The sequence below is a fragment of the Citrobacter sp. VF227 genome, assembly GCF_052950715.1.
Window position 1 is genome coordinate 1 of sequence record NZ_JBRFVF010000011.1, and the last position, 18,911, is coordinate 18,911.

The 18,911-nt window shown below is 52.5% G+C and carries 15 protein-coding genes and 1 riboswitch; of the genes, 6 read left to right on the forward strand and 9 right to left on the reverse strand.

From position 1 onward, the window contains the following. Positions 1–329: 329 nt before the first annotated feature. Positions 330–1,181, reverse strand: coding sequence for a glutamate racemase (gene murI, locus ACU8YC_RS21780; RefSeq protein WP_151218475.1), 852 nt, complete (start codon positions 1,179–1,181; stop codon positions 330–332). Beyond that, positions 1,126–2,982: a TonB-dependent vitamin B12 receptor BtuB gene (gene btuB, locus ACU8YC_RS21785; RefSeq protein ID WP_187260213.1), complete on the reverse strand. Its 1,857-nt coding sequence runs from the start codon at positions 2,980–2,982 to the stop codon at positions 1,126–1,128. Before btuB ends, murI begins: the two co-directional genes overlap by 56 nt. Before the next feature lie 65 nt (positions 2,983–3,047). Continuing rightward, positions 3,048–3,234, reverse strand: a riboswitch (cobalamin riboswitch). Between the two features lie 115 nt (positions 3,235–3,349). On the opposite strand from btuB, the gene trmA reads away from it, so the two are divergent. After that, positions 3,350–4,450, forward strand: a complete 1,101-nt coding sequence (gene trmA, locus ACU8YC_RS21790; protein WP_151218473.1) for a tRNA (uridine(54)-C5)-methyltransferase TrmA — start codon at positions 3,350–3,352, stop codon at positions 4,448–4,450. Positions 4,451–4,495: 45 nt separating this feature from the next. Here trmA and ACU8YC_RS21795 read toward each other — a convergent pair whose 3' ends face one another. Together ACU8YC_RS21795 and fabR are read right to left on the reverse strand one after the other, a co-directional pair. After that, entirely contained in the window at positions 4,496–4,855 is a 360-nt protein-coding gene (locus ACU8YC_RS21795; RefSeq protein WP_003028863.1) for a YijD family membrane protein, read from the reverse strand. Positions 4,856–4,870: 15 nt separating this feature from the next. Further along, entirely contained in the window at positions 4,871–5,506 is a 636-nt protein-coding gene (fabR, locus tag ACU8YC_RS21800; RefSeq protein ID WP_003028862.1) for an HTH-type transcriptional repressor FabR, read from the reverse strand. Between the two features lie 191 nt (positions 5,507–5,697). Between fabR and sthA the strand changes: the two genes are divergently transcribed. Continuing rightward, the gene (sthA, locus tag ACU8YC_RS21805) at positions 5,698–7,098 is read left to right on the forward strand and encodes a Si-specific NAD(P)(+) transhydrogenase (protein WP_114683787.1); all 1,401 of its coding nucleotides are present in this window, start codon (positions 5,698–5,700) and stop codon (positions 7,096–7,098) included. On the opposite strand, the gene oxyR is transcribed toward sthA, so the two are convergent. From oxyR to argC, 4 genes are all read right to left on the reverse strand, one after another. Next, positions 7,081–7,998 (reverse strand): DNA-binding transcriptional regulator OxyR, encoded by a 918-nt coding sequence (oxyR, locus tag ACU8YC_RS21810; protein WP_151218472.1) that lies wholly within the window; start codon positions 7,996–7,998, stop codon positions 7,081–7,083. The genes sthA and oxyR overlap by 18 nt on opposite strands. Positions 7,999–8,249: 251 nt before the next feature. Next, a complete protein-coding gene (gene argH / locus ACU8YC_RS21815) occupies positions 8,250–9,623 on the reverse strand; it encodes an argininosuccinate lyase (protein ID WP_151218471.1) in 1,374 nt (457 codons plus the stop codon). A 74-nt stretch (positions 9,624–9,697) separates the two neighbouring features. After that, entirely contained in the window at positions 9,698–10,471 is a 774-nt protein-coding gene (argB, locus tag ACU8YC_RS21820; protein ID WP_151218470.1) for an acetylglutamate kinase, read from the reverse strand. A gap of 10 nt (positions 10,472–10,481) precedes the next feature. Then, positions 10,482–11,486: an N-acetyl-gamma-glutamyl-phosphate reductase gene (gene argC, locus ACU8YC_RS21825; protein ID WP_151224170.1), complete on the reverse strand. Its 1,005-nt coding sequence runs from the start codon at positions 11,484–11,486 to the stop codon at positions 10,482–10,484. 155 nt (positions 11,487–11,641) lie between these two features. On the opposite strand from argC, the gene argE reads away from it, so the two are divergent. The 4 genes from argE (at position 11,642) to ACU8YC_RS21845 (ending at position 18,567) form a co-directional block, all read left to right on the forward strand. After that, the gene (gene argE / locus ACU8YC_RS21830) at positions 11,642–12,793 is read left to right on the forward strand and encodes an acetylornithine deacetylase (protein ID WP_446895740.1); all 1,152 of its coding nucleotides are present in this window, start codon (positions 11,642–11,644) and stop codon (positions 12,791–12,793) included. A gap of 240 nt (positions 12,794–13,033) precedes the next feature. Next, positions 13,034–15,685: a phosphoenolpyruvate carboxylase gene (gene ppc / locus ACU8YC_RS21835; RefSeq protein WP_446895741.1), complete on the forward strand. Its 2,652-nt coding sequence runs from the start codon at positions 13,034–13,036 to the stop codon at positions 15,683–15,685. A gap of 211 nt (positions 15,686–15,896) precedes the next feature. After that, the gene (locus tag ACU8YC_RS21840) at positions 15,897–17,630 is read left to right on the forward strand and encodes a phosphoethanolamine transferase CptA (RefSeq protein ID WP_151218467.1); all 1,734 of its coding nucleotides are present in this window, start codon (positions 15,897–15,899) and stop codon (positions 17,628–17,630) included. 85 nt (positions 17,631–17,715) lie between these two features. Beyond that, complete coding sequence (locus ACU8YC_RS21845) at positions 17,716–18,567, forward strand: AraC family transcriptional regulator (RefSeq protein ID WP_151224168.1); 852 nt, start codon at positions 17,716–17,718, stop codon at positions 18,565–18,567. On the opposite strand, the gene ACU8YC_RS21850 is transcribed toward ACU8YC_RS21845, so the two are convergent. Next, a complete protein-coding gene (locus tag ACU8YC_RS21850) occupies positions 18,554–18,910 on the reverse strand; it encodes a PTS fructose-like transporter subunit IIB (protein WP_151218465.1) in 357 nt (118 codons plus the stop codon). The genes ACU8YC_RS21845 and ACU8YC_RS21850 overlap by 14 nt on opposite strands. Position 18,911 lies beyond the last annotated feature (1 nt).

Below are 18,911 nucleotides of genomic sequence, written 5' to 3' on the forward strand. Positions count from 1 at the left end.
CTCAGAGACTTGGTATTCATTTTTCGTCTTGCGACGTTAAGAATCCGTATCTTCGAGTGCCCACACAGATTGTCTGATAAATTGTTAAAGAGCAGTTGCGACGCGCTTTAGCGCTCTGTCGCGAGGTCCCGTATATTACGTTTTCCTCATTCAGAGTCAAGCATTTATTTTTGCTTTTCTCTACGAAGTTCTCAGTGGAACCCCGCTGACCCGGCGGCTTGTAATCCGTTGTTCCGTGTCAGTGGAGGCGCATTATAGGGAGTTATTTCAGGCTGACAAGGGGAAATTTAAAATAACTTTCCGAACGCGTATTTTTTCATCAAAACTACCTAAACTGCCAGTTTTTCGAGCGTCTTAAAGCCATAACGCTGCAGTACGGGCAATAGTTGTTCAGCTTCTGTCGTCATTGCCATACAGAATGCGACATTCTCGTCGGATGATTTTGCATCTGGTGCTTCATGTTCTAATAACCAGGCCGTGCGACGCGCAATCGCAGCACCAGAATCAACCAGCCGCGTCCCCTCGGGCAGAACCTGTAAAAGCTCTTCCTGTAATAGAGGGAAATGAGTACACCCGAGCACCACTGTGTCAGGGGGTTCCGACATCCGCAGCCACGGACGCAGAATGCGGCGCAGCTCTTCCAGAGAAACTGTTTCACCGTGCAGCTTCGCTTCAGCCAGTTCCACCAGCTCGGCAGAACCCAGCATCGCTATCTGACATTCGTTTGCAAACCGCGCAATCAACTCATGAGTATATGAACGTTTCACCGTTGCACGCGTAGCCAGCAACCCCACCACGCCATTCGCCGTGAGTCGCGCCGCCGGTTTAATCGCAGGCACCACGCCAACTACCGGAAAAGCAAATTTCTCCCGTAACGCAGGGAGCGACACCGTGCTTGCCGTATTACACGCGATAACCGCAAGAGAGAGGGGATAGCGCTGCTGGACCGCAGTCACAATCTCAACAACGCGCTCAACGATAAACGCCTCGCTCTTCTCTCCATAAGGAAAGGCGACGTTATCAAAAGCGTAGATATAGTGGAGATCCGGGAGAAGACGCCGGATCTCGTCATAGACCGACAACCCACCGACGCCGGAATCAAACACCAGCACGGTGGGACGTGGATCAGAAGGTGTAGCTGCCAGACAAGGTGTATTCCCGTCCTGCAGTTGCGTAGCCATAAACTGTCTCGTAATCTTTATCGAACAGGTTGGCGATTTTACCACGAACTGTCAGCTGTGAGGTGATTGGATATGATAATCCGATATCCCATAAGCTGACGCCGCCCAATTTAACATCACGATTATTGTCAAAATCATTATCGTAACGTTTACCTATATATTGATACGCAACGTTCCAGCCCAAATCCTGGACCTGTCCGGTTAACTCATACTTAACCTGCTGTTTTGCACGGCGATAGAGCACCTTGTTTGTGTCATCATCACGCGGGTCAACGTATTGTAGCGTCAGATTATGTTCTACGGGGCCTGTCGTAAAGTTTCCGGTCCATTCCAGCCCTTTAATCGTGGCTGATTTAACGTTGACGTACTGATTATTCTTGTAGTCGATCAGGTTTTGAATTTCATAGTGGTATGCGGAAAGACGCCAATTAAGCGGCCCTGTCAATCCATCAATTCCTGCTTCCCACTGTTTAGATTCTTCCGGTTTCAGATTCGGGTTGGCAGCGATACCCGGCCCATAGGATGAGGCAAAGCGCGTCGCCCCGTATTGCTGACCCAGCGAGGGCGCCAGGAAACCAGTACCGTAAGAGAGCGTTGCACGATAACCATCAACAAACTCCCAGCCAGCTGCGGTCTGCCAGGTACCATGCCAGCCGAATTGTTCGTCATGATCTTCACGGCCCGAGGCTTCCAGCGTGACGCTCTCAATTTGTTGCTGCCCGGTCAGATAAAGTCCCGTTGTATCACGTTTATAAGCATCTGATTTCGTCGTACTGCTGGATGTCAGCTTCTCTTGTTTCCAGTCGACACCGCCGCTAATTGCCCCATGCCCAACCGCAACGTTATTTCCCCACTGAATATAGCGTTGTTCCATATTATCCAGCGTAGCGTCTCCCGCATAACGGCCGAGTTCGTTGCTATAGTTGTAATCTTTGAGATGCTGGTAGTTAGCAATAAGTTGGGAGGAGTAGATACCAGAGCTGTAACGAAGACCTGAATCCCAGGACTGCGTGTAATTCTGGGCTTCGTCATTCCCTCCAGGATTACCCCACGAACCCTGGTCATAATCACTATTAGCGGTATATCCATAACCACGGAAGAAGCCGGAGACGTTATCGCTAAATTTGTGTTGAACGCCGCCCCAGAACAGCTTATTGCGATAACCATCGCGGTCGCTGTCACCGCTGTAGGGTGAGTCGGGTTGAATGTTAAAACCTTTCGTCGTCTGGTAAGCACCAGCCGCCGTCACCATCGTGTCACCAAACCGCTTATTAACCGAGCCGTCATAGGTTTGATAACCATCAGTCCCCATACCCGCGTTGATCTGCGATTTCTCTTCATCACTCATCGTAATGATGTTAACCACACCACCGATCGCACCAGAGCCGTACACTGCTGAACGGGGTCCGCGAATGTATTCAACACGCTGCACCAACGATACCGGAATCTGGCCAATGTCGATCGCATTGCCGATGCCGGCACGTGCCATCGGCACACCATCAATCAATACCAGAACGTGACGAGATTCAGTGCCGCGAACATACAGAGAGGAACTTTTACCCATACCGCCGCTCTGGGAGATATCTACGCCTGGCAATCGACGCATGACATCGTTCAGATCTTTTGACTGCCAGCGTTGAATATCTTCACGCGTGACCACATCGGTGGGGGCAAGAACAGTATTAACAGGCTGCTGAAAACGGTTGGCAGTGACGACGAGAGTATCCGGGCGAGTGTCCTGTGCCCAACCAGAAAATGCCGTGACGGACAACGCCGTGCACAGCAATGATTTTTTGATCATTGTAAAGCATCCACAATTTAAGAAGGATGCCGCAGGTCCCACCGATAGTACGCGATGATGAAGACCAGATGCGACGTTAGCCGGCAGGTCTTCGGGCTTGGAGGCGACATAAAGAGACGATGACTTCCCGCGGCAAGCCGCAGTGTCTGCACCAGGTGCGCTCATCTCTTACCTTCCTTACCGCTGCGCGTCAGCTCCAGATTTACACTGGATTCCCTTTTAACTCACAGGACCGGAAAACGGATGCTACAGTTTGTTACAACCTGGTGTCCAGACCGCATATCACATTATCGGAAATCATCAATGACTGGACATCTGTTGAGCAATCCCTACAATCCCCGCGTACTTTTATTTTTCAGGACGCATCATGACCCCCGAACACCTTCCGACAGAACAGTACGACGCCCAGTTAGCTGAAAAAGTAGTGCGTCTGCAGAGCTTAATGACGCCATTTTATGCACAGGCTCCGGAAGTGTTTCGCTCACCGGTCAGCCATTACCGTATGCGCGCCGAATTCCGCCTGTGGCATGACGGTGATGACCTGTACCACATCATGTTCGACAGCCAGACCAAAAGCCGTATTCGCGTCGACAGCTTCCCGGCTGCCAGCGAGCTCATCAACACGCTGATGACGGCAATGATCGACGGCGTTCGCAACAACCACGTCCTGCGCCACAAACTGTTTCAGATTGATTACCTCACAACCCTGAGCGATCAGGCGGTGGTATCGATGCTGTACCATAAAAAATTAGATGATGAATGGCGTCAGGAAGCCGAAGCGCTGCGAGATGCGCTGCGGGCGCAAAACCTGAACGTCCATCTGATTGGTCGGGCAACCAAAACCAAAATTGAGCTGGACCAGGACTACATTGACGAACGCTTGCCAGTAGCAGGTAAAGAGATTATCTACCGCCAGGTTGAGAACAGTTTTACCCAGCCGAATGCCGCCATGAATATCCAGATGCTGGAATGGGCAATTGATGTCACCAAAGGGTCAAAAGGCGATCTGCTTGAGCTGTACTGCGGCAATGGCAACTTCTCGTTAGCCCTGGCGCAAAACTTCAACCGTGTACTGGCCACCGAAATCGCCAAACCGTCCGTGGCTGCTGCGCAGTACAACATCGCGGCTAACCACATTGATAATGTACAAATTATTCGCATGGCGGCCGAAGAGTTTACTCAGGCGATGAACGGGGTACGCGAGTTCAACCGTTTGCAGGGAATCGATCTGAAGAGTTACCAATGTGAAACCATTTTCGTTGACCCACCGCGCAGCGGTCTGGACAGCGAAACAGAGAAAATGGTGCAGGCGTATCCGCGTATTCTGTATATCTCCTGCAATCCGGAGACATTATGTAAGAACCTGGAAACGTTAAGCCAGACGCACAATGTTTCACGTCTGGCTCTGTTTGATCAGTTCCCGTATACGCACCATATGGAGTGCGGCGTGTTACTGACCGCAAAATAAGTGATGACCTGGCCGGGAGCGCTTCGCTTGCCCGGCCGACAAAGATTACTCCACAATTTCCTGTTTACGGTTACGCACTTTAAAACCGATCCAGAACACCAGAATCACCGACAATACAGCCGGGAAGAAGTTAGAGCCAATATCCGGGTATTCAGCGCGTACCACGGTGCTGTACAACAGAACACCGAGAATAAAACAGGCGGCAGCCAGGCCCGGTAGTCCCACAGGCATGGTGCGGTTCTGATAGCGCTGATGCAGACAATAAACCGTCAGCACCAGCGAAATAATCGGGAATACTGAGAATGGCACAATGGAGCTAAACAGCGCCGCAAATGTGCCATTGATCGATAAGCCAGCAACCAGCGCCAGCAGCAGCGTACCTTTATCTTGACCTGACTGTTTCATTGCTTGTCCTTCTCGTTACTCGGAGTGGTGCGTCATCTTTTCTTGTTCACGGCGGTACCAATAGAATGCGCCTTTCGCGATCATGCGCAATTGCAATACCAGCCGCTCTTCCAGCTGCCGACGCTGTTCAGCGCCAACATCCAGTGCTTCTGCCCCGGCGCTGAACACAATGGTTACCATGGCTTCGGCTTGCGCTTCAGTAAACGCACGAGGCATATGGTTTTCGAGTTCCAGATAGTCCGCAAGTTCCGCAATGAAGTGCTGAATTTCACGTGCGACCGCTGCACGAAACGCTGCGGAAGTCCCCGAACGCTCGCGCAATAATAAACGGAAGGCGTTGGGATTGTTGCCAATGAACTCCATAAATGTTGAGACCGAGGTGCGGATCACACTCCCACCCTTAGCAATACGCTGACGCGCCTGACGCATCAACTGGCGCAGCATCAGACCACTCTCGTCCACCATCGTCAGGCCGAGTTCATCCACATCGCGGAAATGGCGATAAAACGAGGTTGGCGCAATGCCCGCTTCACGAGCGACTTCGCGTAAACTGAGGCTGGCAAAACTACGCTCAGCGCTGAGTTGACTAAATGCGGCTTCTACCAGCGAACGCCGGGTTTTTTCTTTTTGTTGCGCTCTAACGCCCATCACGATGTCTGAATCCTTCCACATACCTTGCTGGCACTATACCAGAGATTAGGCGGTTGGCATGGCTTTGTGAATGATTGTTTACGCGCAGTTTGTGCTTCGACTTCGCAAAAAAGCACAACGATAATTGGGTTATCCTGACAACGATGTTACTATTCTGTTGCTTTTATGTATAAGAACAGGTAAGCCTGACCATGTCACATTCCTACGATTACGATGCAATAGTAATAGGTTCCGGTCCCGGCGGCGAAGGCGCTGCGATGGGTCTGGTTAAGCAAGGAGCGCGCGTCGCGGTGATTGAGCGCTATCATAACGTCGGTGGAGGCTGTACCCACTGGGGCACCATCCCGTCGAAAGCTCTCCGCCACGCCGTCAGCCGTATCATTGAATTCAATCAGAACCCACTTTACAGCGACCACTCCCGACTCCTTCGTTCTTCTTTCGCCGATATTCTCAACCACGCTGATAACGTCATAAATCAGCAGACACGTATGCGGCAAGGATTTTACGAGCGTAACCACTGCGAAATTTTGCAGGGCAATGCCCGTTTTGTTGATGAACACACGCTCGCTCTGGAATGCCACGACGGCACGGTGGAAACGCTGACCGCGGATAAGTTCGTTATCGCCTGCGGTTCACGCCCCTATCACCCTGTAGACGTCGACTTTTCGCATCCCCGGGTGTATGACAGCGACTCGATCCTGAGCCTGCACCACGAACCCCGCCACGTTTTGATTTATGGCGCAGGGGTCATTGGCTGCGAATATGCATCGATTTTTCGTGGAATGGACGTCAAAGTCGATTTAATCAACACTCGCGATCGTCTGCTGGCGTTCCTCGATCAAGAGATGTCCGACTCGCTCTCTTATCACTTCTGGAATAGCGGTGTCGTCATTCGCCACAACGAAGAGTACGAGAAGATTGAAGGCTGCGATGATGGCGTCATCATGCATCTGAAATCCGGTAAAAAACTGAAGGCCGACTGCCTGTTGTACGCCAATGGTCGCACCGGTAATACCGATTCGCTGGCGCTGGAAAATATTGGTCTGAAAACTGACAGCCGCGGACAGCTGAAGGTCAACAGCATGTACCAGACAGCGTTACCGCACGTCTATGCCGTTGGCGATGTGATCGGCTATCCGAGCCTGGCATCAGCAGCCTACGATCAGGGACGCATTGCCGCCCAGGCGTTGGTAAAAGGCGAAGCGACTGCGCATCTGATCGAAGATATCCCGACCGGGATTTATACCATTCCGGAAATCAGCTCCGTCGGTAAAACGGAACAGCAGCTCACGGCAATGAAAGTTCCCTACGAGGTCGGTCGCGCCCAGTTTAAACACCTGGCACGGGCACAAATCGTCGGTATGAGCGTCGGAACGCTGAAGATTCTGTTCCATCGTGAAACTAAAGAGATTCTGGGGATCCACTGCTTTGGGGAACGCGCGGCCGAAATTATTCATATCGGTCAGGCGATTATGGAGCAAAAAGGTGGTGGTAACACCATCGAGTACTTCGTTAACACCACCTTTAACTACCCAACGATGGCGGAAGCCTATCGGGTAGCGGCGCTAAATGGCTTAAACCGCCTGTTTTAACGCACTGTCGAAATGGCCATCCATTGATCCACGGATGGCCTCTGCCAGCTGTTCATAACGACTGCGCAGCGGCGAACCTGGACGATACACCAGGCCAATCGTCCGGCGTGGTTCAGGCTTGATGCAGGGCAGATAAACAACACCATCACGCTTACGCTCAGACGGAACAGCCAGCGCAGGCAATAAAGTAATACCGCTGCCTGCCGCCACCATGTTGCGTAGTGTTTCCAGACTGGTTGCCCGAAAATGGGTATCCTCATCAGCGCCCGCTTCAAAGCAGAAGCCCATCGCCTGATCGCGCAGGCAGTGACCATCCTCCAGCATCAGCAGTTTTTCACCCGCCAGATCGGACATCGGCACACAATCCCGGTTTGCCCATGGGTGATCTTCATAGATCGCCAGCAACATAGGCTCATCAAATAACGGCACTTCGATGAACGCTTCACTCTCTTTCACCAGCGCCAGAATGACGCAGTCGAGCTTACCGCTGTCCAGTTGCGCCAGCAGTTGATGCGTCTGCGCCTCATGGAGATACATTTCCAGTTTTGGGAAGGTCTGGTGCAACATAGGAATAATATGCGGCAGCAGGTATGGCCCCACCGTTGGGATCAAACCAATATGCAGCGGGCCAGACATTGTCTCGCCTTGTTGGCTTGCCATCTCCTTGAGCACTTTGACCTCGCGCAGCACGGTACGCGCCTGATCCACCAGCAGTAAACCTGCCTGAGTGAACAGCACCTTGCGACTTGTACGCTCCAGCAACATAACGCCAAGCTCATCTTCCAGCTTACGGATCTGGCCGCTCAGCGTTGGTTGGCTTACGTGACAGGAGTCTGCCGCTCGTCGGAAGTGACGATGTTCGGCGAGTGCCACCAGGTATTCAAGATCACGAATATTCATTATTCATCCTCCATCGCCACGATAGTTCGTAGCGATAGGTAGCATAGCAACGAACGATTATCCCTATCAAGCTTTCTGTTTAATAATGCACCACAGAAACGGAACGGTACCCCTTTAACCCTTGAAGCTACTGTCCGTTCTCATACTCGAAATAACTAAAGCCAACGTGAACTTTTGCGGACCTTGTGTCCGCATTTTTTTTGCATAAAAAAGCCCGGCGTGGCGCCAGGCTCGAATCATTACCCATCAATTTACGCCAGACGCGCCTTCGCATAGTCGATCGCCTGCGCAACCTGCAGGGGCGAAACGCCGCCTTTCGCCGCACGTTTGTCTAAGCAAGATTGCAACGAGAGGATCGGGTAAACGTCATCGCCAATGACCTGGCTGAACCGTTGTAAATCGGCAAGCGACAGAGCTTCCAGTGGTTTGCCCTGCCGAATCGCCTCAACTACCGTTTCACCCACAATATGGTGCGCTTCGCGGAACGGAACACCTTTTGCCACCAGATAATCCGCCAGTTCAGTGGCGTTAGCATAGCCCTGCTGCGCAGCCTCCTGACAACGCGGACGTTTCACCTGAATGCCATCCAGCACCAGCGCGGCCATATGCAGGCAATCCAGCCAGGTGTCGAGCGCGTCAAACACCCCTTCTTTGTCTTCCTGCATATCTTTGTTGTATGCCAGCGGGAGGCCTTTTAACGTCATCATCATGCCGGTCAGCGCCCCCTGCACACGACCGCATTTACCGCGGATCAGCTCCAGTGCATCCGGGTTTTTCTTCTGCGGCATCAGAGATGAGCCCGAAGTCACACGATCGGACAGCTCAACAAAGCCCGCTTCCCCGGTATTAAAGAAAATAAGGTCTTCAGCAAAACGTGACAGATGCACCATACCGATAGAGGCGTCGGAGAGTAGCTCCAGCACGTGATCACGGTCAGAAACGCTATCCAAACTGTTGCGCGTCGCCGAGGCAAAACCCAGCCAACCGGCCAACTGCTCGCGATCGATTTCATATGCCGTACCCGCCAGCGCGCCACAGCCTAACGGGCTAACGTCTAAGCGTTTGAGTGTGTCCTGCAGACGGCTCTCGTCACGCGCCAGCATTTCAACATAGGCCAGGCACCAGTGGGCAAACGTCACAGGTTGCGCACGTTGCAGGTGGGTGTAACCCGGCATAACCGCGTCCTGGTTATTCTCTGCCGTCACCACCAACGCACTTTGCAACTGACGATTGGCCGACAGCAATTCAATAACCGTATCTTTACACCACAGTTTAAGATCGGTCGCGACCTGGTCGTTACGGCTACGTCCGGTATGCAGTTTTTTGCCAAGCTGGCCGACTTTATCGATCAGCTTTCCTTCTACCCAGCTATGAATATCTTCGGCATCGCTTTGCAGGATCTGCTGCGGATTCGCCCTAACCTCTTCCAGCAGAGTATTCAGCGCCTCTTCCAGCTGCAGCTGCTCATCGGCGGTCAGTACGCCAACTGTTACCAACGCTTTGGACCAGGCCACAGAGCCGACAATATCCTGTTCTGCCAGGCGGTAGTCAAAACGCAACGAGTCGTTGAACTGTTTGAACCGCTGATCTGCTGCCTGTGTAAAACGCCCACCCCAAAGTGCCATAACATCGTTCCTTTATTCATTAGTTCCGCCGGGTAGCGCTGCGCTTACCCGGCCTACAGTCATTCAATAAAAACTTACGCTAAAATCCGCGTACCAATTGGCGTGCCGTTAAACAGCGCCGGAAGTTGATCGGCATGACGCCAGGAGGCGATATCCACCGGACGGCCCAGCGTACGCGCAGCATCCAGTGCCGCATTGACCTTCACGATCATGCCATCAGTAATAATACCTTGTTCAATCAGTTGTTCCGCTTTGACGGCGGTCATTTCAGCAATACGCTGACCTTTACCATCCAGAATACCACTTACGTCAGAGAGCAGGATCAGATCCGCCCCCAACGTTGCTGCCAGCGCCGTTGCCGCCTGGTCGGCATTAACATTCATCAGTAGTCCGTCTTCAGTAACGCCAATGGAGCTCACTACCGGCAGAAAACCACCTTCCAGCAGCGTGTTAATCAGCTTAGGCGAACCCGGCTGCGCCAGTCCAACATGACCCAGCTCTTTATCGAGCGGCGTCACCTTTACGCTGTCACCATCGCCAAGATACAGACCCACAGACGCGATGTGATGTTTTTTTGCCCAGGCCAGTAAGGTTTTATTCGCTGTTCCCGCCAGGGCGCCGGTAATAATGTCAATTTGATCGGCTGGCGTGACGCGCAGGCCATTTTTCTTTTTTACCGGCAGATTGAGCTGCTTCATCAGCTCATCAACCACGCAGCCGCCACCGTGCACAATGACCAGTGGACGCTGATGCGACTCACGATAATTCACCAATGCGGTAAACAGACGCTCCAGCGCCTCTTCGCTATCCAGTAAAACGCCGCCCAGCTTGATAATTAATGGATTCATTGTTGCACCTTTACATAAGAGACTGCGTTTGGGCAAAGCCAAAACGAATATTTGCGCACTGCATCGCCTGTGCTGCCGCGCCTTTCAATAAGTTATCTTCAGTTGCCACCACGATCAGGTGCTCACCCTGTACAGCGAACCCGATATCACAGAACGGTAAGCCAACCACGTTCTTCAGCGCTGGAACGCCTTTGTCATACAAACGCACCAGTGGCTTATCGCCATACGCCTGTTGCAACGTCTGGGCCACTTGCGCATGGGTTACGCCCGTTTGCAAACGGCAGGTGATAGTTTCCAGGATGCCGCGGGGGAAGTTACCCAGATGCGGGGTGAAGATCACTTCCGCACCAAGGTGAATCGCGATTTCCGGCTGATGACGATGGGTAAACACGCCATACGGCTGTAGGCTCACCTCACAAAAGCTGTTGGAAATAGCCGCCTTACGCCCCGCGCCGCTCACGCCGCTGGTGGCGTTGATCACCGGCCACTGGCTGAGATCCAGCAGCCCGGCATCAATCAGCGGTTTAAGCGAAAGCTGCGCCGCTGTTGGGTAACAACCTGGTACGGCAATCAGATTCGCGTCTTTTAGTTGGTCTTCGCTCCACTCCGCCAGCCCATAAACGGCCTGCTCCAGCAGGTCAGGGTGCTGATGGGTAAAGCCGTAATATTTTTCATAGAACGCGCCGTCGTTTACGCGAAACGCGCCCGAAAGGTCAAACACCACGCATCCAGCCTGCAGGAACTGCGGGGCCAGGTCATGACTCACCTCATGAGCCGTTGCGAGGAACACAATGTCCACCCCTGCGCTAAACTCGCTGATATCTGACATTGGCTGCAACGGTAAATCGACAATGCCTTTCAACTGCGGATGCAAATCGGAGATTAATTTTCCTGCATCATTGCTTTGCGCTGAGACGGTCAAAGCGGTTATGTTCATATCAGGATGGCGATTTACATAGGTCACAAGCTCTGCGCCGGCATAACCACTGGCGCCCACAATCAGCGTATTCAACATCGGGGCTGCTCACCTTCTTAGATTCTGTTGCCAGGTATAAGCCTTTATCACCTCACCTTACACTTGGTGGGTTTTATTATGCTTAACGTTAATGTATTTTTATTCACAAATATTGCATGAATATTGATACTATCATGACCCGAGGTGTGTCAACAATGAAAAACAATTTACCGCCATTTATCGAGATTTACCGCGCTCTGATTGCCACACCGTCGATTAGCGCCACCGAAGAAGCACTCGATCAAAGCAATGCAGGTTTAATCACTCTGCTTGCGGGCTGGTTTAAAGATTTAGGCTTCAATGTAGAGGTCCAGCCGGTTCCCGATACGCGAAATAAATTCAATATGCTGGCGAGCATCGGGCAAGGGGCTGGCGGTCTGTTGTTGGCGGGCCATACCGATACCGTCCCGTTTGATGACGGACGCTGGACGCGCGATCCGTTCACTCTCACCGAGCATGACAATAAGCTCTACGGTCTGGGTACGGCGGATATGAAAGGCTTCTTCGCCTTTATCCTCGATGCGCTGCGCGACGTCGATGTCACGAAGTTGAAAAAACCCCTGTACATTCTGGCCACTGCCGACGAAGAAACCAGCATGGCGGGTGCACGCTACTTCTCTGAAACCACCGCACTGCGACCGGACTGTGCGATCATCGGTGAACCCACCTCCCTGCAACCGGTCCGCGCGCACAAAGGTCATATCTCTAATGCGATTCGCATTTTGGGGCAATCGGGCCACTCAAGCGATCCGGCGCGTGGCGTCAATGCGATTGAGCTGATGCATGATGCCATTGGCCATATCATGACTTTGCGCGACGACCTGAAAGAGCGTTATCACCATGATGCGTTTACCGTCCCGTATCCGACGTTAAATTTGGGTCACATCAACGGTGGCGATGCTGCCAACCGCATCTGCGCCTGCTGCGAACTGCATATGGATATTCGCCCCCTCCCCGGCATGACGCTCAACGATCTCAGTGGCTTACTTAACGATGCGCTGGCCCCGGTCAGCGAGCGCTGGCCGGGTCGCCTGACGGTGTCGGAACTGCATCCGCCCATTCCAGGCTATGAGTGCCCACCTGACCATCAACTGGTACAAGTGGTTGAGAAACTGCTGGGCGCGCAAACGGAAGTGGTGAACTACTGCACCGAAGCGCCGTTTATCCAGACGCTTTGCCCAACGCTGGTGTTGGGTCCTGGCTCCATTAATCAGGCGCATCAGCCGGATGAGTATCTGGAAACGCGTTTTATCAAGCCGACGCGGGAGTTAATTACCCAGGTAGTGCACCACTTCTGCTGGCATTAACCGCTTATCGCCTCGCTAACCCTTTAGTGGTAAGCGAGGTAATTTATTAACATTTCCATAAGCAACGCTTATTTGATTCGATGTGAATTAAATAACGTAAATTGCCGCCATTTTTTCGTTTGCTGAACCGATTTCGCAGCAATTGACGCCACGAGTTTTACGTGGCTTTATAAAAGACGGCTAAAAAGTTAAGTCCGAAAAATACAGGGCTAATAATTTCAAAATGGGGTGTCTGGGTTAATGAACGAACAATATTCCGCGTTGCGTAGTAATGTCAGTATGCTCGGCAAAGTGCTGGGAGAGACCATCAAGGACGCGCTGGGAGAGAACATTCTCGACCGCGTAGAAACAATCCGTAAGTTGTCCAAGTCATCCCGCGCTGGCAATGAAGTCAATCGCCAGGAATTGCTCACTACGCTGCAAAACCTGTCTAACGACGAGCTGCTGCCGGTTGCCCGCGCGTTTAGCCAGTTTCTGAACCTGGCCAACACTGCCGAGCAGCACCACAGCATTTCGCCAAAAGGCGAAGCCGCCAGCAACCCGGAAGTGATTGCTCGCACCCTGCGTAAATTGAAAGACCAGCCCAACCTCGATGAAGCCACCATCAAGAAAGCCGTGGAGTCTCTCTCGCTGGAACTGGTACTCACCGCCCACCCGACCGAGATCACCCGCCGCACGTTGATCCATAAAATGGGCGAGGTAAACGCCTGCCTCAAACAGCTTGACAACAAAGACCTCGTCGATTACGAACGCCACCAGCTGATGCGCCGTCTGCGCCAGCTGATTGCCCAGTCCTGGCATACGGATGAAATTCGTAAACTGCGTCCAAGCCCGGTTGATGAAGCCAAATGGGGCTTCGCGGTGGTTGAAAACAGCCTGTGGGAAGGCGTGCCGAACTATCTGCGCGAACTGAACGAACAGTTGGAAGAGCACCTGGGTTATAAGCTGCCGGTTGATTTTGTCCCGGTTCGCTTTACCTCCTGGATGGGCGGTGACCGTGACGGCAACCCGAACGTAACGGCGGATATCACCCGCCACGTGCTGCTGCTCAGTCGTTGGAAAGCCACCGATCTGTTCCTGAAAGACATCCAGTTTTTGATTTCTGAACTGTCGATGGTAGATGCCACACCGGAACTGCTGGCGCTGGTGGGCGAAGAAGGTGCGGCGGAACCTTACCGTTATCTGATGAAAACGTTGCGTTCACGTCTGATGGCAACCCAGGCCTGGCTGGAAGCCCGTCTGAAAGGCGAGAAATTGCCGAAGCCTGCGGGCCTTCTTACCCAAAACGAACAACTTTGGGACCCGCTGTATGCGTGTTACCAGTCTCTGCAAGATTGTGGCATGGGTATCATCGCCAATGGCGAACTGCTCGACACCCTGAGGCGCGTGAAATGTTTCGGCGTACCGCTGGTACGTATCGATATTCGTCAGGAAAGCACCCGTCATACTGAAGCTCTGGGCGAACTGACCCGTTATCTGGGCATTGGCGACTACGAAAACTGGTCAGAAGCCGATAAACAAGCTTTCCTGATCCGCGAACTGAATTCCAAACGTCCGCTGCTGCCGCGTCACTGGGAACCAAGCAACGACACCCGTGAAGTGCTGGACACCTGCCAGGTTATTGCCGAAGCACCGTACGGTTCCATTGCCGCCTATGTTATCTCGATGGCGAAAACGCCATCAGATGTGTTGGCCGTACACTTGTTACTGAAAGAAGCCGGTATCGGTTTTGCTATGCCGGTCGCACCGCTGTTTGAAACGCTGGACGACCTCAACAATGCCGATGACGTCATGTCCCAGCTCCTGAATATCGACTGGTATCGCGGCTTTATTCAGGGCAAACAGATGGTCATGATTGGCTACTCTGACTCCGCAAAAGATGCGGGCGTGATGGCCGCCTCCTGGGCACAATATCAGGCCCAGGATGCGCTGATCAAAACCTGCGAAAAAGCCGGTATCGAACTGACGCTGTTCCACGGTCGCGGCGGGTCCATTGGTCGCGGCGGCGCACCTGCCCATGCGGCACTGCTCTCTCAACCGCCAGGCAGCCTGAAAGGCGGCCTGCGCGTGACAGAACAAGGTGAGATGATCCGCTTTAAGTACGGCCTGCCGGAAGTGACCATCAGCAGCCTGTCGCTGTATACCGCAGCAATTCTGGAGGCCAACCTGTTACCGCCGCCAGAGCCGAAAGATAACTGGCGTCATATCATGGATGAGCTTTCCGATATCTCCTGTGAGCTTTATCGTGGATATGTGCGTGAAAATAAAGACTTCGTTCCTTATTTCCGCTCCGCGACGCCAGAGCAAGAACTGGGTAAATTGCCGCTCGGTTCACGTCCGGCAAAACGTCGCCCAACCGGCGGGGTTGAGTCTCTGCGCGCCATTCCGTGGATCTTTGCCTGGACGCAGAACCGCCTGATGCTCCCGGCATGGCTGGGTGCTGGTACCGCGCTGCAAAAAGTGGTTGAAGACGGTAAGCAAAGCGAACTCGAAGCAATGTGCCGCGACTGGCCATTCTTCTCCACGCGTCTTGGCATGCTGGAAATGGTTTTCGCCAAAGCGGATCTGTGGCTGGCAGAATACTACGATCAGCGCCTGGTCAAAAAAGAGCTGTGGCCGCTGGGCGAAGAACTTCGTCAGCGCCTGGAAGCCGATATCGATGTCGTGCTGGCGATTGCCAACGACTCACATTTGATGGCCGACCTGCCGTGGATTGCCGAGTCCATTCAGTTAAGAAATATTTATACCGATCCACTGAACGTCTTACAGGCTGAGCTGTTACACCGTTCACGCCTGGCCGAAGAGCAAGGACATGAACCGGATCCACGCGTTGAACAAGCGCTGATGGTGACTATCGCTGGTGTTGCCGCCGGTATGCGCAATACAGGCTAACACCCCTCCAGCTGTCGCCTTCGTGCTACTGTACGAAGGCGACAGTAAAAACCGCTGTTACAATCATTTCATTTTCAATATATTCCTGCCTGAACATATTCACTACGTGAATATTACAACAGCGAAACACGATCCTGAGATCGTGATGCTTCAGTTCCTCTTAATGTTTAGCCGCTACTCTTGGCGCTACAATTAAAGACAGGCTCATACTATGCAATCCTTACAACTCCAGTCTAAACCCGCGTTTAGCTGGAAAGCCCTGGGTTGGGCGCTCCTCTATTTTTGGTTTTTTTCCTCATTACTGCAGGCCGTTATCTATTTCAGCGGCTATAGCGGATCTACCGGCCTACGCGACTCCCTGCTGTTCAGCTCGCTGTGGTTGATCCCGGTATTTTTATTTCCAAACCGTATCCGCATTATTGCTGCCGTCATTGGCATAGTGCTATGGGCGGCCTCGCTGGCTGCTCTGAGCTATTACGTCATTTACGGGCAAGAGTTCTCGCAAAGCGTTCTGTACGTGATGTTTGAAACCAATGCTAACGAAGCCAGCGAGTACCTGAGTCAATACTTCAGTCTGAAGATCGTCTTAATTGCGCTGGCCTATACGGCAATAGCAATTCTGCTATGGACGCGCCTGCGCCCGGTACATATTCCATCGCCCTGGCGCTACCTGGTGTCGTTTGCGCTTTTATACGGTTTGATTCTGCATCCAATGACGGTGAACACCTTCATCAAACAAAAACCGTTTGAAAAAACGTTGGATGGCCTTGCTTCACGTATGGAGCCCGCCGCGCCGTGGCAATTCATCTCCGGGTATTATCAATATCGTCAGCAGTTGACCTCGCTCAATAGCCTGCTGAATGAGAACAATGCCCTGCCACCACTGGCCAACTTTAAAGACAGCTCAGGTGACGCACCGCGTACGCTAGTGCTGGTGATTGGCGAGTCAACGCAACGTGGCCGCATGAGCCTGTATGGCTACCCGCGTGAAACGACGCCAGAACTGGATGCGTTGCATAAATCCGATCCTAACTTCACCGTGTTCAATAATGTTGTGACCTCACGTCCGTACACCATTGAAATCCTGCAGCAGGCGCTGACCTTCGCTAACGAGAAGAACCCGGATCTGTATCTGACTCAGCCGTCTCTGATGAACATGATGAAACAAGCGGGTTATAAAACCTTCTGGATCACCAATCAGCAGACAATGACGGCCCGCAACACCATGCTGACCGTGTTCTCTAAGCAGACGGATAAGCAGTTCTATATGAACCAGCAGCGTACGCAAAGCGCACGCGAATATGACAGCAACGTGCTGGCACCATTTAAAGAAGTGCTGGCCGACCCGGCGCCGAAAAAGTTCATCATCGTGCACCTGCTGGGAACGCATATTAAGTACAAATTCCGCTATCCGGATGGCCAGGGTAAGTTCGACAATAATATCGACAATGTTCCCGCTGGCCTGAGTAACGATGAGCTGGAAGCCTACAACGATTACGACAGCGCGAATGTCTACAATGATCATATTATTGCCAGTCTGATCAAAGACTATAAAGCGACCGATCCGAACGGCTTCCTGCTGTACTTCTCCGATCATGGTGAAGAGGTTTACGATACGCCACCGCACAAAACGCAAGGTCGTAATGAGGACAGCCCAACGCGCCATATGTATACGGTGCCGTTCCTGTTGTGGACCTCGGAAAAATGGCAGGCCGCGCATCCACGTGACTTTTCACAGGATGTGAATCGTAAATACAGCAGCTCTGAGCTTATCCACACCTGGTCTGACTTAGCGGGCTTCACCTACGATGGTTTCGATCCAACTCGCGCCATTACCAACCCGCAGTTCAAAGAGACAACCCGCTGGATTGGCAATCCGTACAAGAAGAATGCCCTGATAGATTACGATTCCCTGCCTTACGGCGATCAGATCGGTAATCAGTAACTCTCGCACCGGCCACTCTTAAAGAGTGGCCTTTTTTTAGGATGGCGGTTACTGTTTCCCTGTCTGCTGCCTGCAAGGGATTAACATGTATCACGACGTAAGCCATCTTCTCTCCCGCCTGATTAACGGCCCCGCACCGCTGCGCCAGGTGTATTTTGCCAGCACCACTAGCACAACACCGGAACTGGCGTATCAGGTCGATTTTCCCCGGCTGGAAATTGTGCTGGAAGGTGAATTTGCGGATTCTGGCGTTGATAAGGTGCTTACCCCCGGCGATGTCTTGTTCGTTCCGGCTGGCGGCTGGAACTATCCGCAGTGGGTCACACCGGTCACAACACTCAGCATTCTGTTCGGCAAACAGCAACTGGGTTTCAGCATCGTCCAGTGGGACGGCAAGCAATATCAAAATCTTACCCGCCAACACGTCGCACGGCGCGGGCCACGTATTGGTTCTTTTCTGCTGCAAACGCTCCATGAGATGCAAATGCAGCCGCAAGAACAGCAAACGGCCAGGTTAATCGTTGCGAGCTTGCTGAGCCATTGTCGCGATCTGCTCGGCAGCCAGATCCAGACCGCATCCCGCAGCCAGGCCCTTTTCGAAGCCATTCGCGGTTATATTGACGAGCGTTACGCTGCGCCGCTCACCCGAGAATCCGTTGCGCAGGCGTTTTACATTTCACCCAATTACCTCTCCCACCTGTTTCAAAAAACGGGCGCAATCGGTTTTAACGAATACCTGAATCATACGCGACTGGAACACGCAAAAACGCTGTTAAAGGGTTACGAGCTGAAGATCAAAGAAGTAGCACACACCTGTGGATTTGTTGACAGCAACTACTTCTGCCGCCTGTTTCGCAAGAATACTGAACGTTCACCGTCAGAGTATCGTCGGCAGTATCACAGCCAGTTGACGGAGAAAAAAACTACTCCAGAGTAAGATGTGTGTGCTGCGGCGCTGACAGCAGCTTTCGTACTGCACTCATCACCCGTTGTGGTTCACGCAGAAAAGCGCTAATGCCCGACTGCACGTATCGACTCTGCGTAAAGCGTTCCGCCCCCGCAAGTTCAATATCGGTAATGAGCAACACCGCATCAGCGCGGTTAATATCTTCTTCCGTTAAGCGATTTTCGGTTCCCAGCGCGCCCTGAGTTTCAATCTTAATGCTCCACTTCTCTTGCTGGCAGAGCTTCTCCAGCCGTTCGGCAGCCATATAGGTATGTGCCACGCCGCTTACGCACGCGGTAACCGCAACCAGATATCGTACAGGTGCGACTGTCATA

What these genes read in the sequence shown, in the direction of transcription:
- murI (WP_151218475.1), bottom strand. Translation starts at nt 1,181, where the DNA reads ATGGCTACGCAACTGCAGGACGGGAATACACCTTGTCTGGCAGCTACA.
- btuB (WP_187260213.1), bottom strand. Translation starts at nt 2,982, where the DNA reads ATGATCAAAAAATCATTGCTGTGCACGGCGTTGTCCGTCACGGCATTT.
- trmA (WP_151218473.1), top strand. Translation starts at nt 3,350, where the DNA reads ATGACCCCCGAACACCTTCCGACAGAACAGTACGACGCCCAGTTAGCT.
- ACU8YC_RS21795 (WP_003028863.1), bottom strand. Translation starts at nt 4,855, where the DNA reads ATGAAACAGTCAGGTCAAGATAAAGGTACGCTGCTGCTGGCGCTGGTT.
- sthA (WP_114683787.1), top strand. Translation starts at nt 5,698, where the DNA reads ATGTCACATTCCTACGATTACGATGCAATAGTAATAGGTTCCGGTCCC.
- oxyR (WP_151218472.1), bottom strand. Translation starts at nt 7,998, where the DNA reads ATGAATATTCGTGATCTTGAATACCTGGTGGCACTCGCCGAACATCGT.
- argH (WP_151218471.1), bottom strand. Translation starts at nt 9,623, where the DNA reads ATGGCACTTTGGGGTGGGCGTTTTACACAGGCAGCAGATCAGCGGTTC.
- argB (WP_151218470.1), bottom strand. Translation starts at nt 10,471, where the DNA reads ATGAATCCATTAATTATCAAGCTGGGCGGCGTTTTACTGGATAGCGAA.
- argC (WP_151224170.1), bottom strand. Translation starts at nt 11,486, where the DNA reads ATGTTGAATACGCTGATTGTGGGCGCCAGTGGTTATGCCGGCGCAGAG.
- argE (WP_446895740.1), top strand. Translation starts at nt 11,642, where the DNA reads ATGAAAAACAATTTACCGCCATTTATCGAGATTTACCGCGCTCTGATT.
- ppc (WP_446895741.1), top strand. Translation starts at nt 13,034, where the DNA reads ATGAACGAACAATATTCCGCGTTGCGTAGTAATGTCAGTATGCTCGGC.
- ACU8YC_RS21840 (WP_151218467.1), top strand. Translation starts at nt 15,897, where the DNA reads ATGCAATCCTTACAACTCCAGTCTAAACCCGCGTTTAGCTGGAAAGCC.
- ACU8YC_RS21845 (WP_151224168.1), top strand. Translation starts at nt 17,716, where the DNA reads ATGTATCACGACGTAAGCCATCTTCTCTCCCGCCTGATTAACGGCCCC.
- ACU8YC_RS21850 (WP_151218465.1), bottom strand. Translation starts at nt 18,910, where the DNA reads ATGACAGTCGCACCTGTACGATATCTGGTTGCGGTTACCGCGTGCGTA.